This window comes from Corynebacterium minutissimum (assembly GCF_016889765.1).
GTDB classification, from domain to species: domain Bacteria; phylum Actinomycetota; class Actinomycetes; order Mycobacteriales; family Mycobacteriaceae; genus Corynebacterium; species Corynebacterium minutissimum_B.
In genome coordinates this window covers 1,255,456-1,279,357 of record NZ_CP069533.1, presented here as the reverse complement: position 1 = coordinate 1,279,357, position 23,902 = coordinate 1,255,456, and the positions used below count along the sequence as shown (strand labels likewise).

22 protein-coding genes and 1 pseudogene are annotated in these 23,902 nt (G+C 58.1%); 10 read left to right on the top strand and 13 right to left on the bottom strand.

The window, feature by feature from the left end; genetic code table 11:
• Window positions 1-7: 7 nt before the first annotated feature.
• Window positions 8-721 carry an AzlC family ABC transporter permease gene (locus I6J26_RS05865; RefSeq protein ID WP_115020832.1) on the top strand — a complete coding sequence of 238 codons (714 nt, stop codon included), beginning with the start codon at window positions 8-10 and terminating at the stop codon, window positions 719-721.
• A complete protein-coding gene (locus I6J26_RS05860) occupies window positions 706-1,038 on the top strand; it encodes a branched-chain amino acid transporter permease (RefSeq protein WP_115020830.1) in 333 nt (110 codons plus the stop codon). Before I6J26_RS05865 ends, I6J26_RS05860 begins: the two co-directional genes overlap by 16 nt.
• On the opposite strand, the gene I6J26_RS05855 is transcribed toward I6J26_RS05860, so the two are convergent.
• The 5 genes from I6J26_RS05855 to I6J26_RS05835 all read right to left on the bottom strand — a co-directional run bounded on the left by I6J26_RS05855 (window position 1,035) and on the right by I6J26_RS05835 (window position 3,653).
• The gene (locus tag I6J26_RS05855; RefSeq protein ID WP_115020828.1) at window positions 1,035-1,343 is read right to left on the bottom strand and encodes a hypothetical protein; all 309 of its coding nucleotides are present in this window, start codon (window positions 1,341-1,343) and stop codon (window positions 1,035-1,037) included. The two genes, I6J26_RS05860 and I6J26_RS05855, sit on opposite strands and share 4 nt — an antisense overlap.
• Window positions 1,344-1,349: 6 nt before the next feature.
• Window positions 1,350-2,309 carry a bile acid:sodium symporter family protein gene (locus I6J26_RS05850; RefSeq protein ID WP_115020826.1) on the bottom strand — a complete coding sequence of 320 codons (960 nt, stop codon included), beginning with the start codon at window positions 2,307-2,309 and terminating at the stop codon, window positions 1,350-1,352.
• 53 nt (window positions 2,310-2,362) lie between these two features.
• A complete protein-coding gene (locus I6J26_RS05845; RefSeq protein WP_115020824.1) occupies window positions 2,363-2,734 on the bottom strand; it encodes a Rieske (2Fe-2S) protein in 372 nt (123 codons plus the stop codon).
• A gap of 10 nt (window positions 2,735-2,744) precedes the next feature.
• Entirely contained in the window at window positions 2,745-2,975 is a 231-nt protein-coding gene (locus I6J26_RS05840) for a hypothetical protein (RefSeq protein WP_147279298.1), read from the bottom strand.
• Between the two features lie 210 nt (window positions 2,976-3,185).
• Window positions 3,186-3,653: an SdpI family protein gene (locus tag I6J26_RS05835; RefSeq protein WP_115020820.1), complete on the bottom strand. Its 468-nt coding sequence runs from the start codon at window positions 3,651-3,653 to the stop codon at window positions 3,186-3,188.
• Between the two features lie 157 nt (window positions 3,654-3,810).
• Here I6J26_RS05835 and I6J26_RS05830 point away from each other — a divergent pair, with 157 nt between their 5' ends.
• Both I6J26_RS05830 and I6J26_RS05825 read left to right on the top strand, forming a co-directional pair.
• On the top strand, window positions 3,811-5,046 hold the full coding sequence (locus tag I6J26_RS05830; protein WP_115020818.1) for a dicarboxylate/amino acid:cation symporter: 1,236 nt from the start codon (window positions 3,811-3,813) through the stop codon (window positions 5,044-5,046).
• A gap of 366 nt (window positions 5,047-5,412) precedes the next feature.
• A complete protein-coding gene (locus tag I6J26_RS05825; protein ID WP_239121855.1) occupies window positions 5,413-6,696 on the top strand; it encodes an HNH endonuclease signature motif containing protein in 1,284 nt (427 codons plus the stop codon).
• Window positions 6,697-7,119: 423 nt separating this feature from the next.
• On the opposite strand, the gene trpA is transcribed toward I6J26_RS05825, so the two are convergent.
• The 6 genes from trpA to I6J26_RS05795 are packed head-to-tail and all read right to left on the bottom strand — an operon-like array spanning window position 7,120 to window position 13,735.
• A complete protein-coding gene (gene trpA / locus I6J26_RS05820) occupies window positions 7,120-7,947 on the bottom strand; it encodes a tryptophan synthase subunit alpha (RefSeq protein ID WP_115020816.1) in 828 nt (275 codons plus the stop codon).
• The gene (gene trpB / locus I6J26_RS05815) at window positions 7,947-9,161 is read right to left on the bottom strand and encodes a tryptophan synthase subunit beta (protein WP_115020814.1); all 1,215 of its coding nucleotides are present in this window, start codon (window positions 9,159-9,161) and stop codon (window positions 7,947-7,949) included. The genes trpA and trpB overlap by 1 nt, the downstream gene beginning before the upstream one ends.
• A gap of 21 nt (window positions 9,162-9,182) precedes the next feature.
• Window positions 9,183-10,565 (bottom strand): bifunctional indole-3-glycerol-phosphate synthase TrpC/phosphoribosylanthranilate isomerase TrpF, encoded by a 1,383-nt coding sequence (gene trpCF, locus I6J26_RS05810; RefSeq protein ID WP_115020811.1) that lies wholly within the window; start codon window positions 10,563-10,565, stop codon window positions 9,183-9,185.
• On the bottom strand, window positions 10,543-11,580 hold the full coding sequence (gene trpD, locus I6J26_RS05805; RefSeq protein ID WP_204084471.1) for an anthranilate phosphoribosyltransferase: 1,038 nt from the start codon (window positions 11,578-11,580) through the stop codon (window positions 10,543-10,545). The genes trpCF and trpD overlap by 23 nt, the downstream gene beginning before the upstream one ends.
• The gene (locus I6J26_RS05800) at window positions 11,580-12,224 is read right to left on the bottom strand and encodes an anthranilate synthase component II (RefSeq protein ID WP_115024182.1); all 645 of its coding nucleotides are present in this window, start codon (window positions 12,222-12,224) and stop codon (window positions 11,580-11,582) included. The genes trpD and I6J26_RS05800 overlap by 1 nt, the downstream gene beginning before the upstream one ends.
• Window positions 12,221-13,735 carry an anthranilate synthase component 1 gene (locus tag I6J26_RS05795; RefSeq protein ID WP_115024179.1) on the bottom strand — a complete coding sequence of 505 codons (1,515 nt, stop codon included), beginning with the start codon at window positions 13,733-13,735 and terminating at the stop codon, window positions 12,221-12,223. The genes I6J26_RS05800 and I6J26_RS05795 overlap by 4 nt, the downstream gene beginning before the upstream one ends.
• Window positions 13,736-14,170: 435 nt before the next feature.
• On the opposite strand from I6J26_RS05795, the gene I6J26_RS05790 reads away from it, so the two are divergent.
• The 4 genes and pseudogenes from I6J26_RS05790 (at window position 14,171) to I6J26_RS05775 (ending at window position 18,202) form a co-directional block, all read left to right on the top strand.
• Window positions 14,171-15,154 carry an ABC transporter substrate-binding protein gene (locus I6J26_RS05790; RefSeq protein WP_181815417.1) on the top strand — a complete coding sequence of 328 codons (984 nt, stop codon included), beginning with the start codon at window positions 14,171-14,173 and terminating at the stop codon, window positions 15,152-15,154.
• Window positions 15,151-16,021, top strand: a pseudogene (locus I6J26_RS05785) (ABC transporter permease). Before I6J26_RS05790 ends, I6J26_RS05785 begins: the two are co-directional and overlap by 4 nt.
• A complete protein-coding gene (locus I6J26_RS05780; protein WP_115024177.1) occupies window positions 16,014-16,802 on the top strand; it encodes an ABC transporter ATP-binding protein in 789 nt (262 codons plus the stop codon). Before I6J26_RS05785 ends, I6J26_RS05780 begins: the two are co-directional and overlap by 8 nt.
• Window positions 16,803-16,918: 116 nt before the next feature.
• Window positions 16,919-18,202 (top strand): ATP-binding protein, encoded by a 1,284-nt coding sequence (locus tag I6J26_RS05775; protein WP_115024175.1) that lies wholly within the window; start codon window positions 16,919-16,921, stop codon window positions 18,200-18,202.
• 60 nt (window positions 18,203-18,262) lie between these two features.
• On the opposite strand, the gene I6J26_RS05770 is transcribed toward I6J26_RS05775, so the two are convergent.
• Both I6J26_RS05770 and I6J26_RS05765 read right to left on the bottom strand, forming a co-directional pair.
• Window positions 18,263-20,110, bottom strand: a complete 1,848-nt coding sequence (locus I6J26_RS05770) for an FAD-binding monooxygenase (protein WP_115024173.1) — start codon at window positions 20,108-20,110, stop codon at window positions 18,263-18,265.
• A 143-nt stretch (window positions 20,111-20,253) separates the two neighbouring features.
• On the bottom strand, window positions 20,254-21,621 hold the full coding sequence (locus I6J26_RS05765) for an MFS transporter (RefSeq protein WP_115024171.1): 1,368 nt from the start codon (window positions 21,619-21,621) through the stop codon (window positions 20,254-20,256).
• A 124-nt stretch (window positions 21,622-21,745) separates the two neighbouring features.
• Here I6J26_RS05765 and I6J26_RS05760 point away from each other — a divergent pair, with 124 nt between their 5' ends.
• Both I6J26_RS05760 and I6J26_RS05755 read left to right on the top strand, forming a co-directional pair.
• On the top strand, window positions 21,746-23,236 hold the full coding sequence (locus I6J26_RS05760; protein WP_115024169.1) for a fumarylacetoacetate hydrolase family protein: 1,491 nt from the start codon (window positions 21,746-21,748) through the stop codon (window positions 23,234-23,236).
• Window positions 23,233-23,895 carry a GntR family transcriptional regulator gene (locus I6J26_RS05755; protein ID WP_039672859.1) on the top strand — a complete coding sequence of 221 codons (663 nt, stop codon included), beginning with the start codon at window positions 23,233-23,235 and terminating at the stop codon, window positions 23,893-23,895. Before I6J26_RS05760 ends, I6J26_RS05755 begins: the two co-directional genes overlap by 4 nt.
• Window positions 23,896-23,902: the final 7 nt, after the last annotated feature.

Here is a 23,902-nt window from a genome sequence, read left to right as displayed (position 1 = left end):
TTTCTCCATGCGTTCGGAGATAGCTGCGGCAGTGAAGACCTGCATGGCCATCGCGGTGGGCGTGGTTCCGCTCGGCCTGGCCTTCGGTGTGCTCATGGTTCAAACCGGGTTCGACTGGTGGTGGACCCCAGTCTTCTCCATCGTTATTTACGCCGGTTCCATGGAATTTCTGGCAATATCTATGGTCACCAGCGGATTTACCCCGGGGGTCGCGGCACTTACCGGTTTCATGGTGAACTTCCGGCACCTCTTTTATGGCCTTACCTTTCCGCGGGATGCGATCCGCAGTCCACTCGGCCGTGCCTACTCCACCTATGCGCTTACCGACGAATCCTACGCCGTCATCTCCGCCCTCCCCCGAAACTCGCGGCCACGTGGCACCTTTGTGTTCTCGGTGCAGTTGTTCTGCCAAGTCCTGTGGGTGGGTTCCGGAATCATCGGTGCGTTGGCGGGTCAAGCCCTTCCGCCCTCGGTGAAGGGCCTCGATTTCGCCCTTGTCGCTTTGTTCGTTGTCCTGGCTATTGATTCCTTCCAGAACAACAAGGACTACTCGCTTCCGTTGTCGGCGGCTCTGGGCATCCTTGCCGGATTCCTCTTCCCCGGTCAGCTCCTCATGGTGGCGCTGACTGCGTACTTCCTCATGCTCGTCGCACGCTACCTCTCCCCGCGCCTGGATTCCGCGATGGTCCTGCGTAAGGAGGCATCGTGCCAGCCGGAGTGACCCTTTCCGCGATTCTGGCGGTTCTTATTCCCGTTGGCATCGTGACGGTGCTGCTGCGTTGGTTGCCTTTTGCCTTTGTCAAAGCCCTTAAGGGCAGCCAGTTCATTTCAATGTTGGGCTTCACGATGCCGGTAGGAGTTATGACCGTTTTGGTGGTCTATACCTTATTTGGTGCATCCCGTGACATGGGAAGCCCCATCGCGCCCCTGGCCGGAGCTGCTTTTACCGCGGGTCTTCACCTGTGGCGTCGAAACTCCGGCCTTTCCATTTTCGGTGGAACCGCGTTCTACATGCTCCTTGCGAACGTGGTCTTCTAAACCTCGCCGTAGAGGGCGGTAGCTTCGGTCCACAGGGAGTGAAACTGGAGGGCGCTGACAAACTCTGCCTCAATATCCGGGAATTCATCGTAGGTATTGGGGTGCGGGACCACCTGCTGTGGGATATCTGCATTGCCTACCGACGCATGGGGGGTCGCTGCACCCGCGATGGAGTCATCGGGCGCGAGCGCTATGATGCGCTGCATGGAACAGGCGGTGTCACTAATTTCCTGCATCTCTGCAATGTGGATAGCAGTACCGGCCCCTGGGACGGTCAGGGTTGTTCGAACATAGAGGGTTTTCATGGTGCCTCACTCTACCCGCGCATAGCGCGATGCCACAGACGCGCAGATCATGAGCTGCACTTGGTGGTAAATCATGAGCGGGAGGATGAGCAGTCCTAGAGACGTGCTACCGGAAGCAAAAATGACCGAGGCCATCGGCAGGCCCGTGGCTAGTGACTTCTTCGAGCCGCAGAATTGGATAGCAATCGTATCTTCACGGTTGAAACCGAGTTTCTGGCTGACAACCTTGGTGAGCCACAGCATGAACAACACGAAGACCGTGGAGAAGAGTATTTGGAAAAGGATTTGCCAGACACTAATCTGCGACCACATGCCGTCCACCATTCCTTTTGAAAAGGCTGCGTAGACGACCATGGCGATGGAACCTCGGTCCACCACTTTTGTGGCCTTACTCGCTGCAATCTTGCCGACCCATCTCCGTGTGAGCTGGCCCAGCGCGAAGGGCAGGAGCAAGAGCATTGAGATTTCGAGGAAGACTGAGCTGTCGATGTGGATACCGTCTCCTGCACCCATGAGTGCCATAACGAGAAGTGGGGTGAGGATGACGCCTGCCAAGTTTGACGCCGATGCAGACACGATCGCGCCGGCGACATTACCCTTCGCGACGGACGTGAATGCGACAGAGGACTGCACGGTCGATGGCACAAGCGTGAGGTACAAGATGCCCAAATAGAGGTCGTTGGGCATGAAGGCTGTGAGGGGTCTCAGGGCAAGACCGATAAGGGGATATACAGCAAAGGTAAACGCGAGGATGGTGAGATGCAGTTTCCAGTGCTTGATGCCATTAATCGCCTCACGCGTAGAGAGTCGTGCTCCGTATAGAAAGAAAAGGAGCGCGATGCCGATATTGGTGAGGACATCGAAGGTATCCGCGAATTCGCCACGGGCGGGGAACGCAATCGCAATCGCGACGGCGCACAGGATGAGGAGAATGAGGGGGTCGAGGTTTTTAAGACGCTCAAGCATATATCAGAGTGTAGACGCCCCTCATATGTTTCACGTGAAACGCTGCCGCGGCGTTAGCTGCTGACGTTCCTTACCGTTCCGCCGTCGTTTTCAACGCCGTACTCCGTGAGTGGCTTCGGGCTTGGGCCGCCCGTGACTTCACCTGTAGACAGGTCGAAGCTCGAATAGTGGCTCGTGCACGTCGCCGTCATCCCTTCAATCTTGGTAATGAGGGATTGCTGGTGCGGACAGGTTTGGGAATAGGCCTTGAACTCGCCTTCGGTCGGTTGGGCAAAAATCACCTTGTCCACGATGATGGCAGACCCAACCGGAATCTCGGTGGCGGCGATTTCAGCTGAGGGCTGCTTTCCGCAGGCGGCGAGGTATGCGCCTGCGAAGGTGGTGGCGGAGCCGAGGAGGAACAGGCGGCGAGAACACGTAGTCATGGGCCCTACCTTATCCGATCTCTCCCTTCCACACGGGAACCTCACGTTCGGTGCTGCCGCTAAAATCGTAGGAGCCATATGAGGTTCCTACGTCGCTGTAGATCGTTCCAGCCTGTGCTACCGATTTCGCACCACGTGGATCGACGGCCATAGCGTAGGAGGCGCCGGTGCCCAGGACCGTGAGGCTCAACGCCGCTGCGGCGACAATCTGAAGAGTCTTGGTTCGCTGTCTGTTAGTCATAAAGACCATCGTCCTCTGCAACCCCCATCATTGTCACGCGCAAGCTCAAGTCTCCCACTTACCTCTGGTCATCTTGACAGCTCGTGACCAGATACACAAAAAGGACCTTCCCGATGATCGCGCGGGCCTACCATCAGAAAAGTCCAACTATAATTTCGTTGTGACGTAAACGCGTCCATCCAGAACCTAATGGCGTTACGTCACTGTGCCTTAAACATTCTTTTGCTCATCGGAGTGTTTGGCAGCCGCGCGGACCGCGGAGACATCGACTGCCGGCGGTGCATCATCCCCACAACCATCGTCGCCGCAAGTGCAGGAATCCCCGCAGCCCTCATCATCTTTGTGCGCTTGATCCCACAAGTAGGCTGCGCGGGCACCCATGTTGGAGCCGACGGAAAGCAGTAATACCGCAACGATGAACGTCGCGGCGGGGATAAGCCACATCCAGCCTTCGGCCCTCAGTGCTACGAAGCCTCCGAAGATGAGCGCTACCCCGCCGAGTGCCCAAAAAGGTCCTGCAACGGCGTGTGCATTATCCCACGCTTCCTTACTTTTGCGAATTTCCGCTAGGCGCAGGCCGACGACACTATTGCCTGGAAGCTTGCGCAGCGATGCGAGACCGCCCACGATCACAAGAACTGCGGCGAGGATGAAGAAGAGGATTCCGACTACGAGCATGTGCACTAGTCTATCTCTCCCGCTGCCAAGCGAGAAGCCGGTTCAAATTATGAGGGCGCTCCTGTAATATACATTTCGTGTCGCTCGGTAGATAATAAAGCGCTCATTACCTAGCGATGGAAATCCACGTGGTTCCAACCATAGAAAAGAATCAATCATGTCATTCAAGAGTGTTCTCAACTCTCTGTTGTTCAAGATCATCGTGGCGATTATCTTGGGCATCATTGCTAGCCAGTTTGCACCCGAATGGTTCGGTAGAACCTTCGCCACCTTCAACGGGCTGTTCTCTAATTTCTTGGGCTTCTTTATCCCAGTTTTGATTTTTGCCCTCGTGGCACCCGCTATTGCTGGTCTTGGTCGCGGCGCAGGTAAGTGGCTTGGCATTACTGCAGGTATTTCCTACGGTTCCACCATCGTTTCGGGCCTGGTGGCCTATGGGCTGACCCAGGTACTTTATCCCGTGATGCTCAAGGGCCAAACGCTCAATACCGATGTTGCTGATATTGATGAAGGGGCCCTCGAGCCATACTTCGAGGTTTTGATGCCGGCACCGTTCGAGGTGATGACGGCGCTGCTTCTCTCCTTCTGTGTTGGTGTGGCGATGACAACGGTGAAGTCCGATAACCTCTACACCCTCTCGAAAGAGTTCGAAGGAGTCGTTATCAAGGTTATCTGGGGTTTCGTCATTCCATTGCTACCGATCTACATTTTCGGTATCTTCCTGACCCTGGGTATGAACGGCAACATCGGCACGGTCATCGTTGCCTTTGCCAAGGTGCTCTTGCTCTCAGTGGTGATGACGCTGGTGTACTTGGTATTCCAGTACCTAGTAGCCGGTGCCATTGCAGGGAAGAATCCGTTCACGGCAATGAAGAATATGGCGCCCGCTTACTTCACAGCGTTGGGTACCTCGTCTTCCGCCGCGACCATTCCGGTCTCCCTTGATTCCGCTCTGAAGAACGGCATTTCCAAGCCGGTTGCCGGCTTCGTCATTCCACTCTGCGCCACCATTCACTTGTCCGGTTCGATGATGAAACTGACGCTGTATGCCTTCGCTATCGTCTTTATGGCACCTGACATGGAAGGGGATCTAGGAAAGGCATTGAGCTTCATCCTTCTACTGGGCATTATGATGATTGCGGCACCGGGCGTCCCCGGCGGCGCTGTCATGGTGGCTGTGGGTCTCTTGCAGTCCAATATGGGCTTTGACGATTCCATGGTGGCGCTGATGATTGCTGCATACATTGCCATCGACTCCGTGGGTACCGCGGCTAACGTCACCGGCGACGGCGCTATCGCCATGATTGTTGATCGTTTCGCTCGCGACAAGATCGACGGCATCGATTCTGAACCGGAGGCCGAGGCCGTCGACGGAGAGGTCGCTACGGCTTAAGTTTCACGTGAAACTCCCGCCCCCTTCCCCGACGGGTTGGGGGTTCAGTCGTTTTCCGGCTTAACCGTGAAGCTCTGTCGATCGCTTTGGGTTTGTTCGATGGTGTAGTCAACACAGTGCTTAGCGACGCCTCCCCCAACTCCATTTCTGGTTTCTATTGTGTGGCGTTTGTCACAGTGTGGTGTGGGGTGTTTGATAATTCGCCGTCTATATGTGGTGTTGGCAAGAGTGTGTTCGAATGGGTGTGTTGTTTTGGTCTAGGTTTGGTGGCGTGTTGTGGGGTCTGGTGTGGTGTCGGGGCGGATGGGTAGTGTTGTGACTAGAAATCATGTTCGTATGTTCTAGTCTTTAAGGGGTGGGTCACTTATGGTGGCAACCACAACAACAACTACTTCTGTTCCTTTGGCGTATTTTTCTCATTCGAATCCTGATGATCCGGTATGTGTTGCGGGGATGTTTCTGCGGCGCGCGGAGTACGAGTTTTGGTTACATAATCTTCCGGCTTTGGAGGCTGATTCTGATAGTGAAGTGATGAAGCTTTCGGTCAAGACTGCCAAGACGGCCAGGCAAGTCGCTAAGAATGTGATGGGGGTTCTGCGGCTTGAAGAATTACCGAAGGTCAAGGCGCTGCAGGATTCTAAAGCGTTGTTGGATATGGCGTCGCTGGTAGCGATTGATGAGGTGATGTCAAAGCTGGGGCATCCGACTAGGGCGGTGGTGGCAGAAATTGATGAGAAGCTTTCGCGCTGGTTTGTACCGAAGCGGCCTAATCAGGTGTTTCCGACAGCGAGTCAGATTCGGCGCCGGGTGCGTGATATCGCCAAAGTCTTAGATGATTCAGTAGCATTTCGTGATACGCGTAAAAAGAACCGGTATTCCATCCTTACTCGAGGCCAGCGGGCTTTTCTTGAGTTAGAGGTTGATTCCACTGTGGGTGTGGTCATTGACGAGATTATTAAAGAAACCGCCAGAAACCATGAGGTGTCGATGGCGGATGCCATGGTGTTGTTGTTGACAGGTGCGGTGGAGCCGGAGGTTGGCAAAGTGGTGGTGCATACTTATAAGGCGTCTGATGTGGAGGGGGCACCGGTCTTTGTTCAGGGCCATGGGTGGCGTGGTGAGGATATACCAGCGGCCAAGGTTGTGGAGCGGGATTTAAGCCGGGTGCCAGAAGCGTCTGATTCTTATCGTCCGTCTGATTTTGTGCGTAAGTACGTTGAGGGGCGTGATGGGACGTGTCGGGCTGGCAACTGTGATGTCCCAGCGTGGATGTGTCAGCTAGATCATCGGATTGATTATGCCGAGGGTGGGCCAACACATCCAGATAATTTGGTGTGTTTGTGCCAGCGTCATCACAATATGAAGACCGAGGGCAGGGCCTTTTATATTTTGGATCCCGTTACCGGTGATGTGGTGTGGCTGTTGGCTGATGGCAGTTGGGTGACCACACAAGCCACAGGCCCGCTTGCACCATCGATGCGTAGGTGGGCTCGCACTATTGCTGAGGATGTTATGGCGCATCGAGCGAAGATGCATGAGGATGCCAAAGCATTAAAGGTGGAGTTGGATAACGGTGAGATCGTGGAAGTCTTTGATATGACCGACCCGGCAGACCGCGACAACACCACCGGTGACGATATTCCCTTCTAGAGGGTTAGTGCGAAGATGAGGCTGGCTTGTTCGTCGAACTAGACGACGATGATGAGTGGCTAGGATCCCGGCGGAATGCAGAGGCTTGGGGTTGGTGCTTTTCCTATCGTCGTTAGAAACGACGACGCCGGCGGGACGATTGTCTGCCCTAGGACAAAGCTTCTTCGTCGCCATAGACGACGAAAAGGTGGCGGCGCCATATGGGGAGAGGAAAATGCGGATCGTCGTCGCTGACGACGCAGGCGGCACGCTGATTCACCGATGTGGCTTAACGGAGAACCGTCGTCTGGGACGACGGTAGGAGAAAGGATTGCTCAAGCGAGTGGCAGATGCAGATGTCCATGTACCAGTTGCGCAGTGTTTCACGTGAAACGGCCCCCTGCTCCAAGCGGATGGAGAGGAGGCCTTAGGCGCAATGTTGTACTAGTCGGCGCGTTTGGTGGCGGCCTTCATGTCGGAAACGAAAGCGGTGACGGCGTCGGAAAGCCCTGGCGTTGGTTTGCAGTTGTCGTCGAGGTGTGCGTCGACGATTTTGGTCAGGGCGGAACCGGTAATTGCGCCGACGGCACCAGCGGCAATCGCGTCGGCGACGTGCTGTGGCGTGGAAATGCCGAAGCCCAAGAGAATGGGAGCACCGCCAAAGCGAGTGACGTTTGCGACGACCTCATCGAGCCCCTGGGTCTCAGACTCCTTCTCGGTACCGGTGACACCATCGCGCGAGATGGCGTAGATATAGCCCTTTGAAAATTTGGCTACGCCGGCGAGGGTCTGCTCGGAGGCTTGTGCGGGTGCGATGAAGATCGGGTCAATACCGGCCTTGTCAGCAGCAGCGACGAAGGGGGCGCCTTCGCGGACGGGGATGTCGGGAATCAAAATGCTGTCGGCGCCTGCCTCTTGGAACTCGGAGTAAAAGGTATCGAGGCCGCGGGTGAAGGGCACGTTGCCGTAAATGAGCATGCCGATGGGAAGATCCGGAAACTCAGCGCGAATCTCGCGGATTTGGCTAAGCGCGGAATCGACAGTGGCACCTCCCGCGAGGGCGCGAATGTGTGAGGCCTGAATGGTGGGGCCGTCGGCTACCGGGTCGGAGAATGGTACTCCGAGCTCCAGAGCGTCGGCCCCACCGGCGACGGCTGCCCGGACGATGGTCAGGGCGGTGTCTGGGTCGGGGTCGCTAAGCATAATGAAGGGGACAAATGCGCCTTCATTGCGCGAGGCTAGTGTGGAAAAGAGTTTCTCGTAGCGGCTCATTAGTGATCCTCCGGGAGCTTGAGTTCGGGTTGTTCGTCGAGGGTGCGTCGGACGTGGTCGATGTCTTTGTCGCCACGGCCGGACAGGGAGACGAGGATGGTGATGTCTTCATCCTTGCGCTTGAGGGCGTAGGCCAGGGCATGGGAGGACTCGAGAGCAGGGATGATTCCTTCGCGACGACTGAGGAGCTGGAAGGCTTCAAGGGCTTCGGCGTCGGTGATACCGACGTACGTCGCGCGGCCCGTCTGAGAAAGGTGGGCGTGCTGCGGGCCGACGCCCGGATAGTCGAGGCCGGCAGAGATGGAATAGGATTCTTCCACTTGGCCCTCAGAGTTCCGCATGAGGTAGGAACGTGCGCCGTGGAGGATGCCGATGGTGCCATTGTTAATCGTGGCGCCGTGGCAGCCGGAATCGAGTCCCTCTCCCCCAGGCTCTGCGCCTACGAGCTCAACGGATTCCTCATCGATGAAATCCGCGAACATGCCGATGGCATTGGAACCGCCGCCGACGCAGGCCACGACGACGTCGGGAAGCCCGCCCGTGCGTTCAATCATTTGGGCCTTGGCTTCTTCGGAGATCACTTTGTGGAACTCGCGCACGATCGTCGGGAATGGATGCGGTCCCGCAGCGGTACCGAGGAGGTAGTGGGACTCGTGGAAGGTGGCAGTCCAATCACGGAGGGCCTCGTTCACCGCGTCCTTGAGTGTGCCCGAGCCGGAGTCGACGGGGATAACCTTCGCGCCCATCAGTTCCATGCGGTAGACATTGGGCTGCTGCCTGGCGACGTCCTTGGCGCCCATGTACACGACGCACTCGAGATCGAGGAGCGCACAGGCGAGGGCTGTGGCGGTTCCGTGTTGGCCAGCGCCGGTTTCGGCAATGATGCGGGTCTTGCCCATGCGCTTTGCCAGGAGGGCTTGGCCGATGACTTGGTTGGTCTTGTGGGCGCCGCCGTGAACCAGGTCTTCGCGCTTAAGGAAGATGCGTGCCTTGCCGCCAAGTTTGGTGGCCTCAGTAAGAGGGGTGGGGCGGCCGAGGTAGTCACGGAGGTAGCCAGAAAGTTCCTCACGGAAGGAGGGGTCATTCTGTGCATCGACGAAGGCTTGCTCGAGTTGGTCGAGGGCAGGGATGAGCGACTCGGGGACAAACTGTCCGCCGAACTCACCAAAGTAGGCGGGAAGAAGTGTCTCCCGGGATTCGTGTGGAGTGGTCATGATGGTCCTTTGGGTCGGGGGTTAATACATAAAGTGACGAATAAGGTTGAAGGCTTGGGCGATGAGGCCAGCGTCCTTGCGGCCGTTGATCTCGAGTCCCGAATTGAGGTCGAGGCCGACGGTCCCGACACGGAGTGCCTCGGTGAGGTTGGATGGGTTGAGTCCGCCGGCGAGCAGTGATTTCTCCTTTACGGTGTCAGGGATGGTCGACCAGTCGAAGGAGGTTCCGGTGCCTCCGGAGCCGGAATCGAGGATGAGGATATCGGCGGCGTCGGCAAGCGCGGCGGCGAGACTGGGGCCGTGTGGGGCGGTCATGTCGATGGCGCGCCACACCTGCCTCTCCCCCGCTACCGCGCGGACGGAGTTGATGAGTTCACGCTCGGCGTCTGTGCTTCCTTGGTACGGCGCGTGGATTTGGAAGCAGTCAATGCCGTCAAGGGCGAGCTCTTCCCAACCGGTGGTTCGGCGGGAGACCGCGACATAGGTGAGGTCGGGTTCATGAGCGATAATGTCAAGCGCGGTTTCACGTGAAACATTGCGCGGGGAGGCATCCTCGAAGATAAGCCCGCCGTACACCGTGCCGGCCGCGCGAGCGGTTTGCGCAGCGGACCAGGTGGTGAGGCCGCAGACTTTGTTGCTGCCAAAGACGAGTTCGCGGGCGGCGCGGTCGATGTCGGGTGTCCCGGTGAGGTGCGAACCGACAAGGAAAGCGTTGGCGTGGGCGCCGTGCTGGCGGACGGTGTGGTTGTTGCGAATTCCGGACTCGGACACAACAACCTTGCCTTCCGGAACCAGGGGCGCCAGTTGTGCGGTGCGGCCCACGTCAATCGTGAGGTCATGCAGGTTTCGGTTGTTGATGCCGATGACGTCCACGCCGAAGGCCACTGCACGGGCTACTTCCTCCTCGGTGAGGGCTTCGGTGAGGACGTCGAGCCCGAGGGCGTCGGCAAGCTGCTTGAGTTCACCGTACGTCTCGTCATCGACGATGGACATCATGAGAAGGATGGCATCCGCGCCGTAGTACCGCGCAGCATAGACCTGGATGGGGTCGATGATGAAGTCCTTGCACAGCACCGGCAGGTGGGTTGAGAGGGCTACGGTTTGGAGGTGGTCGTAGTCGCCGCCGAAACGCTCGGGTTCACAGAGTACGGAGATCGCGGAAGCATAGCGTGAGTAGATCCGCGCAATGGTGCCCGGCTCGTAGTGGGAGCGGATAAGGCCCAGCGAAGGAGAGGCGGACTTGCACTCCATGATAAAGCGGTTGGTGCCGTTGAGAGCATCATAGAAGGAGCGCTCGGAACGCGGGAGGGCGTCGAGATCCACGTGGGCAAGGCGCTCACGGATGGCGGGGAGATGGGTGCGGCGCTTGGCGACGATCCCCTCAAGCACGGTCGGCAGAGCCATAGTTCGCCTCCTCGTGCTTCGTGAGCCAAGCGGCAACGGTGCCGTCCTTGATGAGCTGGCTGGCGTGGGAAACACCTTCGGAAATCGAGTCGCTAGTGCCATTGAGGTAGAACATGGCTCCCGCGGCAGCAGCGATGGCGTCGTGATGGGCAGGTTTTCCGGTGCCGGCGAAGATATCGCGGAGCGCTTGGGCATTCTCCTCTCCATTGCCGCCCGCGAGATCGGAGAGTCCGTGGCGGGAAATGCCGAGGGCTTCCGGCGTGAGCTCGTAGTGGCTGATGGTACCGTCGCGAAGCTCCCACACCTGGGTGGTTCCGTGTACGGCGATTTCATCGGTACCAGCACCGTGGAATACGAGTGCGCGGCTGCGGCCGAGCTCCTTCAACACTTCCGCGATGAGCTGGCCTTGGGCGGGGTTGGCAATGCCCATGATCTGAGTTTCAGGTCGGCCGGGGCTCAGCAACGGCCCAAGGGTATTGAAGATGGTGGAAATGCCCAAGCCTTTGCGCACTGGTTGCACGTGGGCAACGGCCGGGTTGTAGGCCGGGGCAAAGAGGAACGTGAAGTTCGACGCCTCCAGTTGGCGGACGGCACGGTCGGGGTCGAGGTCGAGCGGGATGCCCAGTGCTTCGAGGACATCGGCGGAGCCGGACTTGGAGGAGACGGAGCGGTTCCCGTGCTTAACCATCCTCACTCCCCCGGCGGAGGCTACGAGGGAGGCACCGGTGGTGACGTTGATGGTGTTGGCACCATCACCGCCAGTTCCCGCGGTATCCATGAGGCCCTTTCCGGTGACCGGGAAGGGGCGCCCGGCATGGAGGAAGGCACGGGCGGCGCCGGCAACGTCGGCGAAAGTTTCGCCGCGGGTACGGATGTGAGTCAGCAGAGCAGCGATATGGATATCGTCATACTCCCCCATCGTCAGCGGAGTGAAGACCTCGATGGCTTCATCGAGGGTGGGCTCGGAGATATCAAGATAGGCTTTAAGCGTCTCTAGGGACGTATGATGTGGCATTAGTTGACCTCCTCCATTGTGGGGCGGGATGAAAGTTGTTCGATACAGCGTTCAATCATGATTGGTCCGGTGGGCGTGAGGAGCGACTCGGGATGGAACTGGAGGCCAATGGCGCTACCGTCGAGAGTCTCCGCCGCCATGGTGACCGGACCGATGTCGGTGTCGGTTTCGGCCAGGCTTCGCATCTGGCCGGGGATGTTGGCACAGCCCAAGGAGTGATAGCGCGCCACGGGGACGAGGCGGCCCACGTAGTTGGGGTTATCCGGTTCGGAGTCGATGGCTAGGCCCTGAAAGACTGGGTGGCGCGCACCAGCATTGGTCAAGGTCATAGGCACGGAGGATCCGTGGACGGGGCCGCACGGCTCGACGGTACCGCCGAAGTGATCCAGCAAGGCTTGGAAACCCAGGCAAATGCCGAGGATGGGGATGCGGCCGAGGGAGGACTCGATAAGCTGCATCATCGTTCCGGCATCACGGGGATGACCGGGACCGGGGGAAAGAACAATGATGTCGGGCGAAGCGGCGAGGACCTCCTCCACCGGGACCGAGTTACGGAAGACGGTGGTGTCATAGCCGGCGAGTGCATCGACGAGGTTGTAGACGAAGGAATCGTGGTTATCAATGAGGACTACGTGGGGTTTCATCGGATGACCTCCAAGGATGCGTGGTGTGCCTGGGCGATGGCGCTGAGGACCGCGTAGGCCTTATGGACCGTCTCATCGGCCTCGGACTGGGGGACGGAATCGCGGACGACACCGGCGCCCGCCTGGACGACGGCCGTGCCATCTTTGACGTAGGCGGAACGGATGACAATGCAGTTATCCATGGAGCCATCACCGCGCAGGTAGCCGATGGCGCCGCCGAAGGAGCCGCGGCGAGTCCCTTCAGTCTCGCGGATAAGTTCCATTGCGCGCAGCTTCGGTGCGCCCGTAAGAGTTCCCATGTTCATGCAGGCGCGGTAGGCATCGAGGGCGTCGAAGTCCTCGTGCAGCGTGGCCACGACGCGGGAGACCAGGTGCATGACGCGGGAATAGCGGTCCACGTGGAGCAGCTCGGCGACGTGGCGGGTGCCGGGAACCGCGACGCGGGCGAGGTCGTTGCGCGCGAGGTCCACGAGCATGATGTGTTCGGCCACCTCCTTCGAGTCTGTGCGCATCTCCAGTTCGTTGCGGATGTCTAGCTCATGCGTGGCTCCGCGCGGCCGGGTGCCGGCGACGGGATAGAGCTGCACCTGCCGGTCGGAGGCCGTGTACTTGAGGTTGGATTCCGGGGAGGCGCCAAAAAGTTCGTGGTCGGTACCGCGAATGTAGAACATGTACGGCGAGGGGTTGGTCTCGCGCAGCGTGCGGTAGGCAGCGAAAGCATCGGGGCACGCAATACTGAACGCGCGGGAAGGCACGACCTGGTAAATATCGCCAGCATGGACGTTGCCTTGGAGGTGTTCCACGTGGCGTCGGAAAGCAGCGTCATCGATGTTGGCGCGCGCGGCGACGGTGCCCAGCGGTGCGGGTGAGGCTGGGGTGAGGGGTGCGGTACGTGCAGCGCGGTCGAGTTCTTCTTCGAGCACGTGCTTATCGACGCCCCACCCCTCAATCTTCGCCGTCTGGGTTAAATGATCCACGGTGAGGACGTGCTCGGCGACGAGAAACTCATAATCCGGGTACTCGTTCGGGCCATCCGGAACCGGTGGGAGCTCCTCGAAGGTGTCGACATAATCGAAGGCGAAACCACCGCCCAGGAAAGGCAGCATCTCCCCCGAGTAGAGGCGGCTAAACTGCAGCGTCCGCAGTACATCAGCGGTGGAGGTGGCACGCAAGCGGGCGCGCTCATCGTGCTCGGTGGAGAGCTCAAAGCGGAAGGTGATGCTGTCGTCGGCATCCTTCGTGATGCGTGAGTGGAAGTCCTCGCGGAGGTCGTCGATAAGAATGCGTCCGGAGGGCGTCAGTGCGGTGGCGGTGACCTCTTGGCCGCGGCACACTACCTTCAGAGCTGCCTGGGTGATGGCGATGCAGGTGAGGTTCTTCTTGGTCTCAATGTCCGCGGATTCTAAGAGCAGGGAATCCTGTGGCGTGGCGAGGGCATCAAAGAGCGCAGCGGCATCAGGGGTGTAGGCCAGTGTGCGCTGTGCACTGTGCGGCTTATGTTTCAACGGCATAATGTGTGTCTTTCGTTAACGCTTTGTGTGCTGCCGCGAGCTCTGAGGAGAGAAAAACGCCGAAAAGCCCGCAGCTGCGGGCTTCTAAAAGATGGGAGAACAACGAGGCCCGCGGGTTACGCGCGCCACCACCAAAGGTTAGATGTGTTCTTCACAGCACTGACTTTAACACCAATACCTTCCGCCGTACAGGTAAACGGAAATCGGGGTACCCCCGTGGTCTCACGGCAGTGCGCACCTAAGGAGTGGACAGTGAGGTAGGAAACATGCAGCTAGCGGGTGTGATGTGTGACTCTAAAACTGTAGCGCTATAGCTTTTGGAGGTCTAAGAACACCCCCGCCTGAGAAAAATGTTCATAAAACCGCTGGTTAGAAAGGTAGAGAAAGGATTTAATAACGGTCACTACTGTCACTCTTGAGTAGAAAAGGACCGATATGTTCTCTAAAACTGCCGCTGCTCTCTCAGCCATCGCCCTGAGCGCTGCCGCCCTGGTGGGCTGCTCGTCATCGTCGGATAGCGCCGGCGGCGATTCGGGAGGTGGGGATTCCTACTCCATCGGTATCAACCAACTGGTTCAGCACCCCTCCCTGGATGCTGCGGCAGAAGGTTTCCAGGCGGCCTTCGAGGACGCTGGCGTGGACGTGAATTTCGACATCCAGAATGCCAATGGTGAGCAAGCCACCGCTGTGTCTATCTCGCAGCAAATGGCCAGTGCGCAGCACGACCTCTACCTAGCCATTGCTACCCCAGCGGGCCAGGCCATGAGCAAGTCCATTAAGGACAAGCCGCTGCTTTTCACCGCGGTCACGGACCCCGTCGAAGCAGAACTTGTGGAGTCGGTAGATAAGCCTGGAAAGAATGTCACTGGTACCTCCGACGCTGCCCCTATTGAAGAGCAAGTTGAGCTCATCACCCAGCTCGTCCCGGAAGCCAAGAGCGTTGGCGTGGTCTACTCTTCGGCCGAGGTCAACTCCAAGGTCCAGGTGGAACAGCTCACTGAGGCTGCCAAGCCCAAGGGAATCGAGGTGAAGTCTCAGACTGTCACCTCCGTGACCGAGATTCCGCAGGCAGTGGAGGCGCTGGGTGACGTGGATGCCATCTACATTCCTACCGACAACATGGTGGTTTCCGGCATTTCCTCCCTCATCAAGGTTGCCAATGATAAGACCATCCCGGTCATCGCTGCAGATTCTGGCGCCGTTGAAGGCGGTGCCGCTGCCACCATCGGCATCGACTACAAGGAGCTGGGTCGCCAGACCGGCGAGATGGCTTTGCGCATCCTCCAGGACGGTGCCGACCCAGCTGAGACCCCGGTGGAGACTGCCTCCGAGTACACCTACGTCATCAACGAGGAAGCAGTAATGGCACAGGGCATTGAGGTGCCGAAGGAGATCCTTGAAAAGGCTGAGACGCTGTGATCGGTGCGCTTGAGCTAGGCCTGATTTACGCAGTCATGGCGGTGGGCGTCTACCTGACGTTCCGCGTCCTTGACTTCCCCGACCTGACCGTCGACGGCTCCTTTACCACTGGGGCTGCGACGGCCGGCGTGCTTATTACGAATGGGGGTTAACCCTTTCCTGGCGTCGCTGGCAGGTTTTTGTGCTGGTTTCATTGCCGGATGCATTACAGGTGTGCTGCACACCAAGGGCCGCATCGATGGCCTCTTGGCGGGAATTCTCACCATGATTGGCCTGTGGTCAATCAACCTGCGCATCATGGGCAGCGCCAACGTGCCACTGCTCACCCAGGATTCAGTTTTTACCCCGCTCGATGCCGTGATGGGCACGTGGGCGGGCGTCGGTTTGCTGGCTGTGGGCGCGGTGGCGCTGTGCCTGCTCATTGTGTGGTTCCTCTCCACAGATTTGGGCATGTCCCTGCGCGCCACGGGTGATAATCAGCAGATGATCACCTCCTTTGGTGTGTCCACGGACTTCACCAAGATCCTGACCCTGGCCCTGTCCAATGGGCTGGTGGGCCTGTGCGGTGCACTCATTGCTCAGTACCAGGGCTTCGCGGATATCTCGATGGGCATCGGCCTCATCCTGGTGGGTCTTGCCTCTGTCATTCTGGGCCAGGCGGTACTCCCCCAATCCCGCCTCTGGTTGGCAGTTGTTGCTGTGGCGCTCGGCTCCGTGATTTACCGCCTCATCATCTTTGCGGCCCTGCAGGTGGGCCTCAACCCGAATGACATGAAGCTCATCACCGCGCTATTGGTCATCGTTGCTCTGTTGGTTCCGCGCCTGACGCGCGTGCGTGGTGGAAGGAAGGCCAAGGCCCATGCTTAACGTCGAAAACATGTCGAAGACCTTCTTCCCGGGCACCGCTAATGAACGCCGTGCGCTTCGCGACGTCTCCCTGGAACTCGCCCCCGGTGATTTCGTCACCGTGATCGGCTCCAACGGTGCGGGCAAATCCACGTTGCTGAATTCCATTTCGGGCCGCCTTATCCCGGACTCCGGCACGATTACCATCCATGGAAAGAATGTCACGACGCAGCCGGAGCACAAACGTGCACAGAAGGTCGGCCGCGTGTTCCAAGATCCCATGGCCGGCACCGCGCCCAACCTCACCATTGAGGAAAACCTGTCGCTCGCCTACCTGCGCGGCAAGAAGCGCGGCCTTGGTTTGGGCCTTAACGCCTCGCGCCGAAAGATCTTTGTCGAGCAATTGGAAACCCTCGAGTTGGGCTTGGAGAAGCGCCTAGGGACCAAGGTGGGCCTCCTGTCTGGTGGCCAGCGCCAAGCACTGTCACTGCTTATGGCAGGGTTTACTCACCCCGACGTGATGCTCCTCGACGAACACACGGCCGCCCTTGACCCGCAACGTGCGGAGCTGGTTACTGACTTGACCAAGCGCATTGTGGAGCAAGGCAAGTTGACCACGCTCATGGTGACGCACAATATGGCCCAGGCGCTCCAGGTGGGCAATCGGCTCATCATGATGCATGAAGGTCAGATTATCTACTCAGCAGATGCGGAGCAGAAGGCCAAGCTGACGGTGGAAGACCTCATGGCGGAGTTCGCAAAGATTAAGGCAGCAACGTCCGACAGGACGCTGCTGCAATAAGGCTAGCGTTTCACGTGAAACACTGGCTGGCAAAATCTTCGAGCAGGAGCTGGTAAATCTTCGAGCAAACTTCGGTAAATCTTCGAGTAGCCTTTTAACCTGCTAAAATGCGAAACATGACGCTTACACATGAGGTGCCACGACATGGGGTTTCGATTGCGCGGGAAATCCTTGAGGACTCCCCGCTTCTTGTGGTGCAAGGTGCGCGGCAAGTTGGTAAATCCACACTTCTCCGCCAGGCACTGAATGAGGAAGAAGCGCATTTCGTTACGCTCGATGACGCGTTAGCTTTAGACTACGCTCGGCACGATCCGGCGGGATTTGTCGAGCAAGCCGGCTCCCGCACATTGGTGATTGATGAAGCGCAACGCGCTCCTGAATTAGCATTGGCCTTAAAAGCGTCGATTGACCGTGATCGTCGCCCTGGCCGGTTTGCGATCACAGGTTCCTCCGATTTGCTTCGCCTGCCCGGAATGTCGGACTCCTTGGCTGGACGGGCAGAGTCCCTCCGTGTTTATGGCCTCAGCCAAGGGGAAATCGCCGAGCGAAAGCAACCGGAGGATTGGGTTGCCTGGGCTGTTGACGGCTACCAAGGGCTAGAGCGCTGGACTGAGGCTGGAGGAGCTCCGGATGAACTGCGTTCTGCAATCATTGCAGGTGGCTACCCAGAACCATTAAAGAGGTCCGACCGTCGAAGGCAGGAACGATGGTATGGCTCCTATGTTGAGCGCCTTGCCACGCATGATTCACGAGAGCTTGGAAACGGCAGCCGCTTTTCGCAATATCTTGAGACCTTATTGCGGGTCATAGCCAATCAGCCTCAAACAGAGTTGGTGAAGTCAAAAGTAGCGCGAAGCCTTGGAATCGCCGAGAGTTCGCTGGGCGAATATCTCACGTTGGCTGAGATGATGTATCTCATCGACATTACGCCTGGGTGGGGTGTGGGCTATAGCAGCAGGGCGCTCAAGCGGCCAAAGGTCAGTATCGCTGATACAGGGTTAGCTGCATTCCTTACCGGCTTTAGCGTCGAGAAATCACGCGTTGCTGGAGGCTTTGAACATTACGGCGCACTCGTTGAGGCATTTGTTTGCGGTGAGTTGCTCAAACAAGCAACGTGGTCCCGTGAGCGTTTTAAGATTGCTCACTACCGTAAACGCGATATCGAGATTGATATCGTCATCGAGCTAGCAGATGGGCGTGTAGTGCCTGTTGAGGTTAAAAGTGCTTTGAGCGTTGATGCCCGTGCGTGGAAGAACGTTCTGAGATTCGGTATGGAGCACCAAGAGCGTTGTAGCGCGGGCGTGGTGCTCTATCACGGGTCACGTGCGGTTACGGTGGAACAGGATGGCTTTCCAGTGCGCGTGCTGCCGATCTCGTCATTGTGGCAGCATGAGGATTAATAACGTGAAGGTGGGCCCGGCAATTAGCCGAGCCCACAGTCGTTTCACGTGAAACGTGGTTTAGCTTCGCTTGATGAGTGCGGAGGCGAAATACTCTTCCACCGCAGTGGCGTCATCAAGCGGCAGTACCGCGCCCACGTACTGGTCCGGGCGGACAATAACTACGGCGCCGTCGCGGGAGACGCCGCGCATGGTGAAGATGTCCTTGTCTGGAAGTGCGTTGAAGACGTTCTCCCAATTGGGCACGTTGAACTTGCCATTACGCGGGCGGAAGAGGGCTGGCGCATCGAGGATCTCGTAGTCATGATGATTCGTCTGCTGATAAATCACCTTGACATCGAAATAGGTGTTTTCATCGGCTCCCTCTGGATTGAACTTAGCGAGAATTGCCGGAATCTTTTCTGCCCATGCGCTGAGCGCGGAGCTCTCCCCTGCCTTAGGTGAATCAGCAAAGACGTAGATGCGGTAGCGGCCGTCGGCAGTGTGTTGATGGCCTAGGTGCTGCACAAAGGCATCGCAGCGGCGCAGAACTTCGAGGGACTTAAAACGCCTGCCAACTGGGAAACCTACCGCCAGGGCTTGGTGCTTGGTATCGCCTACAATCAGGTTCTCGTCATACTGCGTCATCATGCCAGCGGCGAACTCTTCCGCAGCGACGTAGTACTTTTCCACTGCCTGAGGGTCATCGAGCTCCTCGGTCGGGGTAGCCATCAGGGTGGACCACTCGCGGTCAAAATTGATGAGATTCTGTGCAGCCGGCTGGCGCTCACCGTGATAAGTGGACAGGAGCTCCTTGGGCGCGCGACCGTCGAGGACATGCCCGAGCTTCCAGCCAATATTGAAGCCATCCTGCATCGAGACGTTCATGCCCTGTCCCGCCTTGGCAGAGTGGGTATGGCACGCATCTCCCGTGAGGAAGACGCGCGGGTCATCGTTGTTGTCATCGAAGGCATCAACCAGGCGGTGCCCCACTTCGTAGACGGAGTGCCACGCCACCATCTTGACGTCAATGAAATAAGGCGAGTAAATCTCATTGGCCTTCTCAATGATCTTTTCAATGGGCGTATCGCGAACCTTGTGGTTGTCATCCTCAGGAACCACTCCGAGGTCAACGTAGACACGGCAGAGGTAGCCGCCTTCGCGAGGGATGTGCAGGATGGAGCCGGCCTTCGAGTGAATTGCGCACTTGGTACGCCAATCCGGGAAGTCGGTATCAACCACAACGTCCATCACGCCCCAAGCGTGGTTAGCCTGGTCGCCCTTCAACGAACGACCAATGGACTTACGCACCCGGGAGCGTGCGCCATCGCAACCCACGACGTACTTCGCGCGGACGTCGCGTGGATTGCCGTCTGCGTCCTCAAGGTGGACGGTGACTGGGTACTCGCCCTCCCCTACCTCGAGAGAAGTGAAAGTCCAGCCATAATCTGGCGTGATGCGCCCCGGTGCGCGGTGGGCATAGCGGGCAAAATAATCCAGAACGCGTGCTTGGTTCACAATGAGGTGTGGAAACTCCGAGATGCCATGCTCATCATCGATGGGGCGAGCGCCGCGGACAATCTTCGAGCGGTCCTCAGGATCTGGGTTCCAGAAGGACATCTCCGTAATTTCGTAGGCTTCTTCCGTGATTTCCTTGGCGAATCCAAAGGCCTGGAAGGTTTCAACCGAACGGGACTGAATACCATCAGCCTGCCCGAGTTCAAGTCGCTGTGGGCGGCGCTCAATGATGCGGGTATTGACACTCGGGAACATGGCCAATTGGGCCGCTGCAATCATTCCCGCAGGACCGGAGCCGACGATGAGTACATCCATTTCATCGGGAAGTTCTACTGCGCGGTCGACGCCGTAACCGGTGGCCTCATGAACGCGCGGATCTTCGGACACGTAGCCGTTGTGATGGAACTGCACTATGAACTCCTTAGTAAAGCGATGGTAGAGATTGCACATGGATGGTGATTCAGTTCAATAGACCATCGATGTGTGAGCTGCGTCTTAGTTCCGGAATCATATATGATGACCGGCTGCAGCACAATGGCTCGGGTGAGGTTGTTCTACACCTTCGGCGAGAAGATGAAGTGGCCACGGGACTGTTCTGCCTCGTGCTCTGGGCCTAGAGCGATTCCCTTTCGCTCGCGTAGTAGGAACGTGCACACAAGGCCAATGAGGGAGGCGGTAACCAGGTAGCCCGATACAGCGAAGGTGGTACCGGTTGCTTCCACCAAGGAAGCCGCAATCATGGGCGCGAAAGCACCGCCTAGCACCGAACCAATGGCGTAGGTAACGGATACGCCCGTGGCGCGGATGGAGGCGGGGAATAGCTCGGCATACATCGCGGATTGGGCACCATAAGTCAGGCCAAGGCCAATGGTGAGGAAGATAAGGGCGGCGTACAGCATGCCCAAGCTGCCGGTGTTGACCAGCGGGAAGAGGGCTGCTGCACCAATGGCCTGGAGCACGAAACCAATGAGGTAGGTGTTCCGGCGGCCAATGAGATCAGAGATGAAGCCAGCGAAAAGCGTCGTCAGCGCCCAAGCTGCCGCGGAGATGGTGACGGCATTGAGTACGTCGCCACGTGCCAGTGCTACGGGGCCTTCAGGGTCGGTGGCATAGCGCTGGATGTAGCCGCCGGGTGTCATGTATCCCACCGTGCCGTTACCAGCGAAGACGAGAGCGGCCACGAAGACCAGCGGAGTGAACTTCTTGAACAGCGTGCCGATGGGATTGGTGGCTTCTTCCTCCTCACGCTGGGCAATCTCTTCGAAAACGGGGGACTCGTCTACACCCATACGGATGAGGTAGCCCACGAGGACAAGGATGATGGAAATGAGGAAAGGAACGCGCCAACCCCAGGTCATGAAGGCGTCGCCAGGCGCAATCGTGTTCATGATGGAAAGGACGCCGGAGGAAAGCAGCAGGCCCGCCGGAACACCAACCTGTGGGCCCGCACCGTACAGGCCGCGCTTGTTATCAGGGGCGTGCTCAACGGCCATGAGCACCGCCGAGCCCCATTCGCCACCAGCCGAAATGCCCTGGACAATGCGCAGGAGAATGAGCAGGACTGGTGCCCACACGCCGGCGGTCTCGTAGGTGGGAAGGAGACCGATGAGAGTGGTAGCACCACCCATGGCAAAAAGAGTCACCATGAGAACCACGCGGCGGCCGAGACGGTCAGCGAAGTGACCCGCGAGGAAGGCGCCCACAGGGCGGAAGAGGAAGGATAGGCCGACCGTCAGAAAGGAAATGATGGTGGCTAAACCGCCCTCGAGCGGGCCAAACATGAGGTGGTTGAACACCAAACCGGCGACGGCAGCGTAGAGGAAATAGTCATACCACTCGATGGCGGTACCGATAGTTGTCGCGGCGACTACTCGACGGCGCTCGGCCGTGGAGATCGTCGGCGTGACGGTGGTTCGAGACATGTTGATTCCTTTCGACATGTGGTGCGACATATATCTAAGTCGTCGTGTGAGTTTAACCACTTGCGGCGATGCTAGGGATAATATACGATTCGGGCAAGGATTTGTTCACAATTAAGGATTCTTCATGGCTGTACCTGAATTTCTGCCGGTCAAGCCGGGCAAGATGATCGCCGTCCACGTGGCTTTCGAGTCGCGCGCAGCGCAGCGAGGCCGTTGGCCCAAGGCACCGAGCTACTTCCTCAAAGCCACGAGCACACTGGCTGGAACCGGACAAGTAGTTCAACGCCCCGCCGGTACCGAGCTGTTGGCATTTGAGGGCGAAATTGCTCTTATCATCGGCACGCCTGCACGGCATGTCTCCCTGGAGGAGGCATGGAAGCACGTCGCGTATGTCACCGCCTCGAATGACATTGGCCTGTATGACTACAAGGTCCAGGACAAGGGATCCAACACCCGCTCCAAATCGCGCGATGGCTACACCCCTATCGGTCCAGAGCTCATCCCGGCTCAGGACATCGACCCCAAGTCTTTGCGCCTGCGTACGTGGGTTAACGGTGAGATCGTTCAGGAAGGGACGTCATCCGATGAGGATCTGATCTTCCCACTCGCCCAGTTTGTTGCGGACCTCTCGCAGCACATGACGCTTGAAGAGGGAGATATCATCCTCACCGGCACCCCGGCAGGATCTTCTGTCATCGAGCCTGGTGACGTCGTTGAGGTGGAGGTAGACATCCCAGGTGGCGTGACCTCTGGCCGGTTGAAGACCACCGTTGAAGAAGTAGCAGCGGACTTCGACGCGAAGCTTGGAAGCCTGCCCTATGTGGATGACAAGCAACGTGAAGACGCTTACGGTGACCGCGAAAGTGCTGGACTTGAACCACTGGATAACGGTGGGCTTGACCCAGAGTTGAAGGCGGCACTTGAACAGGCGCCAACGGCGGGACTTTCGGCACAGTTGCGCAATAGAGGCATTAACCAGTCCGTCATCGAAGGTGTTTATCCGCAAACCAAGGGAACCAAGATGGTGGGCGTGGCACGCACCTTGCGCTTTGTTGCCGGCCGCGAAGACCTCTTCAAGTCCCACGGTGGCGGACTGAACGAGCAGAAAAAGGTCTTTGACACCGTCAAGGAGGGAGAGGTAATCGTCATCGAGGCTCGCGGAGAGTCGGGTTCCGGAACCCTCGGTGACATCCTCGCTCTGCGTGCGAAGGTGCGCGGTGCTGCCGGAGTCGTGACCGATGGTGGTGTCCGTGACTTCGATGCCGTGCGAGAGATCGGTCTTCCTGTCTTTACCCAGGGGGCACACCCCTGCGTGCTTGGCCGAAAGCACGTGCCGTGGGATAGCGATATTGCTGTTTCCTGCGGAAACGCCACCGTACTCCCAGGAGACATCATTGTTGGCGATGATGACGGCGTCATCGTCATCCCCCGGGCACTGGCACAGGAGGTGGCCGAAGGTGCTCTGGCCAAGGAGCACGAAGACGAGTGGGTTGCTACCCAGGTAGAAACCGGAGCTAGTCTCGATGGCCTTTTCCCACCAACGGGGAAGAACAAAGAGGCCTACCTTGCCTTCCGTGACGGGGCTGCCAATGAGAGCAAGGAAGGTGATCAATGACATCACCTTCCACACCTTCTGGGGAAAGCAAATCCCAAAAAGCCTATAACTGGATTAGTGAAAAGATTCGTACCCGTGAGTACGAGCCCGGCTACCGCCTAGTACTGGCCACCATCGCCGAAGCGCTGGATATCAGCGTGGTCCCCGTCAGGGAAGCGATACGCCAGCTGGAGGCGGAGGGGATGGTCACGTATGAGCGCAATGTAGGAGCAAGTGTTACCACCTACAACCGCGAGGCTTACTACGAGTCCATGGACATCGTGGCCACCGTCGAGGCGAATGCCACAGCTCAATCCGCGCCCCTGCTTGAGCCCGAAGACCTAGCCCGAGCGCGGGAGATTAATCGTCGTATGAGTGAACTCGACATCCACCATGACCCCGATGAATTCACCCAGCTCAACAAAGAATTTCACAGCGTTCTTTTTGCCAAGTGCCCTAATGAGAGATTGAAGAACTTGGTGGTGGACCAATGGAAACAGTTGGAATACCACCGCGTGTCGACATTTCGGTACGTGCCAGAAAGAGCCCAAGAATCCGTCCGTGAACACGAACGACTGGTCAACTTGATTGAGGCAGGCGCAGAGCCTGCCTACATAGAAAAGGTGGCCCGCGAACACCGACTAACCACACTACGCAGTTACCGCGAAAAGAATACCTAAGGAGAAG